Below are 6,645 nucleotides of genomic sequence, written 5' to 3' on the forward strand. Positions count from 1 at the left end.
AGCGCCCAAATACCCTTAAATCATTACCTGAAACAAAAGAAAACTACATCCCATCTCATGACTCAAATCGCTCTACATCCAATCTTTGTTCCTTGTTCTTTGCTCCTTATTCCTTGCTCTTTGTTCCTTGCTCCTTGTTCCTTATTCCTTGCTCCTCCGGCCCACTCGCTAGCGCTCCCGATGGCAATGGCATCCTTTCTTCGGCTTTTGGACCGAAGAAAGATACAATGGACAGCGGGTAAAAGCGCCCAAATACCCTTAAATCATTACCTGAAACAAAAGAAAACTACATCCCATCTCATGACTCAAATCGCTCTACATCCAATCTTTGTTCCTTGCTCTTTGTTCCTTGCTCCTTGCTCTCTATTCCTTGTTCTTTATTCCTTACTCAACGCCTTTATTCTTTCTATGCATACCGCAAGGCTATCTCTCCAGTAAGGAATCTCTACCTTAAAAGTTTCCTTAATTTTAGTTTTATCCATCACCGAAAAACTCGGACGCTTCGCTTTCGTTGGGTACAATGCACCAGGAATTGGATTGACCTTCACCTCGGTTCCACTCAAGTCGAAAATCGCTTTTGCGAAATCATACCAAGAGGTAACACCATCGTTGCTGTAATGGTAGAGGCCGTATTTCTGTTCATCCTTTGCAATCACTTCAAAAATAGTGTTGGCTAGGTCGATGCCATAAGTAGGTGTACCCACTTGATCTGCGATGATATTCAATACATCCCGCTCTGCGCCCAATTTTAACATCGTTTTTGCGAAGTTATTTCCAAACTCAGAGTAGAGCCAGCTCGTGCGCAAGATGTAATGCTCCTTTAAAATAGCGCCGATGGCCAGTTCTCCATCCAACTTTGTTTGTCCGTATACGTTTATGGGCTCGGCGTCATCCGCTTCCTTTAGCAACTTGACTTCATTTCCTTTAAAAACGAAATCTGTAGAAATGTGGATTAAGGTTGCATGATGGGCTTTGCAGGCTTCTGCAAGGTTTGCTGCACCAGTTTCATTTATCGCTTTCGCCTTTTCTTGATCATCTTCTGCAAGATCTACCGCGGTATATGCAGCGCAATTGATCACATAAGTTGCCTCTTGTGCAGCTAACAATTCATTAAGTTGTGCGATGTCTAAGATGTTCGCCGCTCCTTCGCCAGGAAAAAACACATTGCCAATGTTTAGCTCGGCAGCAACCGTTTTTAAACATTGGCCCAGCTGCCCGCCGGCACCAATAACTACGATTTTAGCCATGTTGTAAAGATGAAAATGAGTTTAAAATAAGGTCTTTTTCTGAAACATTTTGTTGCTCCAAAGGGATTTGCCAGTCAATGTTTAAATCTGCATCGTTGTACATTACGCCAATTTCAGACTGCTTGTGGTAGTAATTGTCGCATTTGTAAAAAAAGACGGCAGTTTTACTCAATACCGAAAACCCGTGCAGAAAACCCCTAGGCACATACAATTGACGTTTATTTGCTGCACTTAATTTCACGACAACTGTTTTGCCATAGGTCGGGGAGCCAGGCCTAGCGTCAACCGCTACATCCAGCACTTCGCCTTCAATTACCCGCACCAGCTTTGCTTGTGCAAAATCGCCAGCTTGGGCATGAAGCCCTCTGATTACGCCGAATGTAGAGACAGATTGGTTGTCTTGGACGAAATTGCCAGACATGCCTGTTTTCTCTTCGAAGGTACTTCGATTAAAACTTTCAAAAAAATATCCCCGCGCATCTTCAAATACTTTTGGGGTGATGATGACGCAATCCTTTAAACCAGTTTGTTCAATTTCCATTAACTATTGTGGTATTGTTTGTCGTAATAAGTTTGATAATTTCCAGAGGTCACATTGTTTAACCACTCTTCATTTTCTAGATACCAATCGACTGTTTTGGCTAACCCTTCTTCAAATTGCAGGCTCGGTACCCAATCTAGGTTTTTCTGAAGTTTGCTAGAATCTATCGCATACCTTAAGTCGTGCCCTGCCCTATCGGTTACGTAGGTAATTAACTTTGCCGAGTTACCAGGTTCGCGGTTTAATTTTTCATCCATGATGCTGCACAGCAAATGGATTAAATCTATGTTTTTCCATTCGTTATGACCGCCGATGTTGTAGGTATCTCCGGCGTTTGCCTGATGAAAAATAACGTCGATTGCCCTTGCATGATCCTCCACCCAAAGCCAATCTCTCACATTTTCACCTTTGCCGTATACTGGTACAGGTTTGTTGTTTTTGATGTTGTTTATGGCCAGTGGAATTAATTTCTCTGGGAAATGATGCGAACCGTAGTTGTTTGAGCAATTAGAGATGACACAGTCTAAACCGTAGGTGTCATGATATGCACGCACAAAATGATCTGAACTCGCTTTAGACGCAGAATATGGACTATGTGGATCGTAAGCCGTCGTTTCGGCAAACATTCCTGTTTCGCCCAAAGCGCCATACACTTCGTCTGTACTTACATGATAAAATCGCTTCTTGTCGTAATCGCCTTTCCAGGAGGCGCGCGCGGCATTTAGCAAATTAACCGTACCAATTACGTTGGTCACCACGAAAGCATTTGGATCGACAATAGAGCGGTCTACATGACTTTCTGCAGCCAAATGGATGACAGAATCGAAGTTTTCTTTCTTAAATAATGCATTCATTGCCTCTGCATTTGCAATATCAGCTTTTACAAAAGAATAGTTAGGCTTATTTTCTACATCTGTTAAATTGGCCAGGTTACCTGCATAGGTAAGCTTATCCAGATTGACAATTTGGTAGTCGGGATATTTGTTTACAAATCGACGAACCACATGAGAGCCTATAAAACCTGCTCCGCCGGTTATGAGTATTTTTTTCACTTTTTTTAATTTATCGCTGCAAAATACGTTGGAATTTGCAAAAAACCAATTTACTAGAGTGGATTTAGTAAATATCGCGGTTATTTTAAGGTGTTTGGTTTCATTTCAAATTTCCGCCCCACGTTGAATTTTTCTAAAAACTATCTAAAAAGCATTTCTAAACCTTTTCTCATCAATATTAACTTTTTAACAGCGCATGTGGGAACATTTAAAAGCACTTCAAAAAACAAATAAAAAGCAGATTGCTGTTTTATACCGCCCATTTTTTTATTTTTGACATTCAATTTTAATTTAAGATAGACCTAAATGAACAACTGGTTTAGTAGAAATGGCACTCATTTGGCCATCGTTGCGTTCTTCGTAATCATTACATTTGCCTATTTCAGTCCGGTGTTGCAAGGGAAAGTGCCTTTGCAAAGCGATGTGGTACAATCAAAAGCCATGCAGACTGAAATTATGAAGTATAAGGACAAAGACGGTACGGCACCACTTTGGACAAACCAGATGTTTGGTGGCATGCCGGCTTACCAAATTTGGGCCGCTTATGCTTATAACGGTGCTACTTACGGCATTGCATTTATTACCAAGGCTTTTCCTGCACCGGTTGGCACTGTATTATTGCTCCTTTTTGGTGCGTACTTCTTATTTATTGTTTTAAAGGTAAACCCCTGGCTCGCCGCCGCAGGCGCCCTGGCTTTTACTTTTACCACCTATAATTTTGTAGTGCTGGGAACTGGCCATGGAAATAAAGCTTTAGCTATTGGCTTCTTTGCGCCGATACTTGGAAGCATTTTACTGACCATGCGGGGCAAATATTTATATGGCGCCAGTCTTGCTGCGCTATTTTTAGCCTTAGAGATTAGAGCCAATCATGTGCAAATGACTTATTATTTGCTCTTGGCGGTACTCATTTTTGCTGGGGTAGAAATTTTTCAGGCCTATAAAAATAAAACCCTTCCCGCCTTGGGCAAGGCCTTCGGCTTTTTAGCCTTGTCTGTGGTTCTGGCGGTGATGGTTAATGCAAGCTTACTGTGGACTACTGCAGAATACGCCAAGGAAACCAACCGTGGAAAATCCAACCTTACTTCCGTAAATACCGATCAGAAAGATGCAGGTGTATCGAAGGAATACGCCTATCAATGGAGCCAGGGAGTCGGCGAAAGTTTTACTTTTCTAATTCCAGATTTATATGGTGGAGCGACCGGAAGTACGGAACTGGTTAAGCCGGAAAGCCATATGTACAAGGCCGTTGCGGAGTTGGTAGGTAACGACCCGAACCAAACCGTCGGGGCCATCCAACAATTGGGAGGATCGGGATTGCAGCAGTATTGGGGCGAAAAGCCATTTACGCAAGGAGGTTATTATTTTGGGGCAATTATCTGTTTCCTATTTGTTTTTGGGTTATTTGCAGTTAAAGGGCCTTTAAAATGGTGGATATTAATTACCACCGCATTATTTATACTGCTTTCGTTCGGTAAGAATTTTCCTTTTGTCAGCGATTTATTCTTCGATTACTTTCCACTTTATAATAAATTTCGAGTGGTTGAATCCATTCTAGCCGTTGTGGGATTGATGGTGCCGATACTCGCTATTTTAGCGGTTAAAGAGGCGCAAGAGGGCAAGCAAGATCAGCAAGTGTTGATTAAGCAATTAAAATGGTCGGCGGGAATTACAGGTGGCTTTGCTTTAATTGTAGCGGTTGTTCCAACGCTATTCTTCAGTTTCAAAACAGCAAATAACTTAGAAATCGTTCAGCAGCTCACTCAGGCGCTACAGAACAATGCCGAAACAGCTAATAAAATTGTCAATGCCTTAGTATTAGACAGGATTGCGATTGCAAGGGCAGATGCGATTAGAACTGTAATATTTATTTTGATCGGTTTTGGCATCATGTGGGCATACATTTCTAAAAAGTTAAAGATGCAGCTTGCTTTTGGTTTGTTGGCCTTTGTGGTATTGGTAGATTTATGGGGCGTAGATAGACGTTATCTTAACAACGACAGCTTTCAAGAAAAGTCTGCAGATACATTTTATCAGCCGCGAGATGTAGATACTTTTATAACGGCAGATAAAGACCCAGATTTTAGGGTTTTTGATCAGAGCATAAGTACATTTAGCGACGCAAGAACGTCTACTTTCCATAAAACCATCGGTGGCTACCATGCGGCAAAGTTGAAGCGTTTTGACGAGTTGATTCAAAATCAGTTTTCTAAAAGCATCAACCACGATGTGTTAGATATGCTAAATGCGAAGTATACCATCCAACAAGATCAGAAAACCGGCTCCTATAAAATGCAACGTAATTATTCTGCTGCCGGAAATGCATGGTTTGTGCCGAACATCCAATTTGTTAAAAATTCCGACCAAGAGATGCAGGCCATCAGCAGCTTTGATCCTAAAAAGGAGGCCATTGTAGACGACACCTATAAAAACTTGATAGACACTACTAGATTGGGTACAGGTGCTGAGGGATTTATAAAGCTTACCAATTACAACCCAGATCACATGACTTATGAGTATTCTACAGCTAAGGATGCCATAGCTGTTTTCTCTGAAATTTATTACGATAAAGGCTGGAAGATGTACATTGATGGCGTCGAAAAACCTTATTTTAGAGCAAACTATGTGCTTCGTGCCGCACAGGTTGAAGCTGGAAACCACAAATTGGAGTTTATTTTTCATCCCACATCTTACTATACCGGAGAGAAAATTTCTTTGGCAGGTTCTATTTTATTGGTGATCGGATTGGGATTTGGATTTTATATAGAAGAAAAGAGAAAAAGAAAAAAAGCATAAGTTCTTTCATCCTACGAAGGCCCCAAGCATTTGAAAAAATGTTTGGGGCTTTTTTATTTCATCGAAAACATAAACAATTTCCTTTTTCGTGGTGTATTTAGTCAAGATTACAAAAGTTAAAAAAGATATGGCACAATTAAGCAATCGCAACATTGCGATATTATCCGAGAGCGGATTTGAAGAAGTAGAATTAACTGAACCTTTGAAAAGGTTAAAGGAAGAGGGCGCGAATGTACACGTCATTTCATCTAAGAGCGGCACCATTAAGGCTTGGGATACAGATCATTGGTCGATTGAGGTAGCCGTAGATAAAACCCTTGATGAGGCAAATGCAGATGATTATCATGGATTGGTATTGCCTGGCGGTGTAATTAACCCCGACAAATTAAGGGTAAATGAGGATGCTTTAGCATTTATAAAGGCTTTTTTTGAGGCAGGTAAACCTGTTGCAGCCATTTGTCATGGCGCACAAACATTGATCAATGCAGAAGTCGTTGAGGGAAGGAAACTGACGTCGGTAAAAAATATTTCAAAAGATTTGATAAATGCTGGCGCCACTTGGGTAGACGAAGAGGTGGTGGTTGACCAAGGTTTAGTAACAAGTCGCACGCCGAAAGATTTGCCAGCTTTTAAGGATAAAATGGTAGAGGAGTTTGGAGAAGGTGTGCATGATGGGCAGCATGCCTAAAATTTAAATTCATTTTAGATGGAAAAGGGCTGGTCAATGACTGGCCCTTTTGCTTAGTTAGCTGACCCACCTAAGCGTAGAAACAATAAACCCTCCTCATTTTGGCTTATAAACAATGCAGGTCGTTTCTATTAGAATTTGGGCATCTTAACACGCTTTCCGCTAAATCTTTTCTTGGCCAAACGAGCCAAGGAAAGGATACCGCTCCAATCGTTGACGCGAGAATTTACTTAGAAGACCTAAACATCAATCATGCTTCTCACACATTTTTTTCGCGATGGATCTTACAGTTTTCAGTACCGTCCCGCGTTCCTAAACGGG

General features: G+C 41.3%; 6 protein-coding genes. 3 read left to right on the top strand and 3 right to left on the bottom strand.

Annotation, left to right across the window (positions count from 1 at the left end):
- On the top strand, nucleotides 1-242 hold a 242-nt coding region (locus ACVWYG_RS19065), incomplete at its 5' end, for a hypothetical protein (protein WP_457272635.1).
- A gap of 135 nt (nucleotides 243-377) precedes the next feature.
- Here ACVWYG_RS19065 and rfbD read toward each other — a convergent pair.
- From rfbD to rfbB, 3 genes are read right to left on the bottom strand one after another with little or no spacing between them, the layout of a single operon-like run.
- Complete coding sequence (gene rfbD / locus ACVWYG_RS19070; RefSeq protein WP_457272637.1) at nucleotides 378-1,247, bottom strand: dTDP-4-dehydrorhamnose reductase; 870 nt, start codon at nucleotides 1,245-1,247, stop codon at nucleotides 378-380.
- A complete protein-coding gene (gene rfbC / locus ACVWYG_RS19075) occupies nucleotides 1,240-1,788 on the bottom strand; it encodes a dTDP-4-dehydrorhamnose 3,5-epimerase (RefSeq protein WP_457272639.1) in 549 nt (182 codons plus the stop codon). The genes rfbD and rfbC overlap by 8 nt, the downstream gene beginning before the upstream one ends.
- A complete protein-coding gene (gene rfbB, locus ACVWYG_RS19080; RefSeq protein ID WP_457272640.1) occupies nucleotides 1,788-2,840 on the bottom strand; it encodes a dTDP-glucose 4,6-dehydratase in 1,053 nt (350 codons plus the stop codon). The genes rfbC and rfbB overlap by 1 nt, the downstream gene beginning before the upstream one ends.
- A gap of 306 nt (nucleotides 2,841-3,146) precedes the next feature.
- Here rfbB and ACVWYG_RS19085 point away from each other — a divergent pair, with 306 nt between their 5' ends.
- Both ACVWYG_RS19085 and ACVWYG_RS19090 read left to right on the top strand, forming a co-directional pair.
- On the top strand, nucleotides 3,147-5,636 hold the full coding sequence (locus tag ACVWYG_RS19085) for a YfhO family protein (protein ID WP_457272641.1): 2,490 nt from the start codon (nucleotides 3,147-3,149) through the stop codon (nucleotides 5,634-5,636).
- Between the two features lie 127 nt (nucleotides 5,637-5,763).
- Entirely contained in the window at nucleotides 5,764-6,324 is a 561-nt protein-coding gene (locus ACVWYG_RS19090; protein ID WP_457272643.1) for a type 1 glutamine amidotransferase domain-containing protein, read from the top strand.
- Nucleotides 6,325-6,645 lie beyond the last annotated feature (321 nt).

The organism is Pedobacter sp. UYEF25, assembly GCF_054061655.1.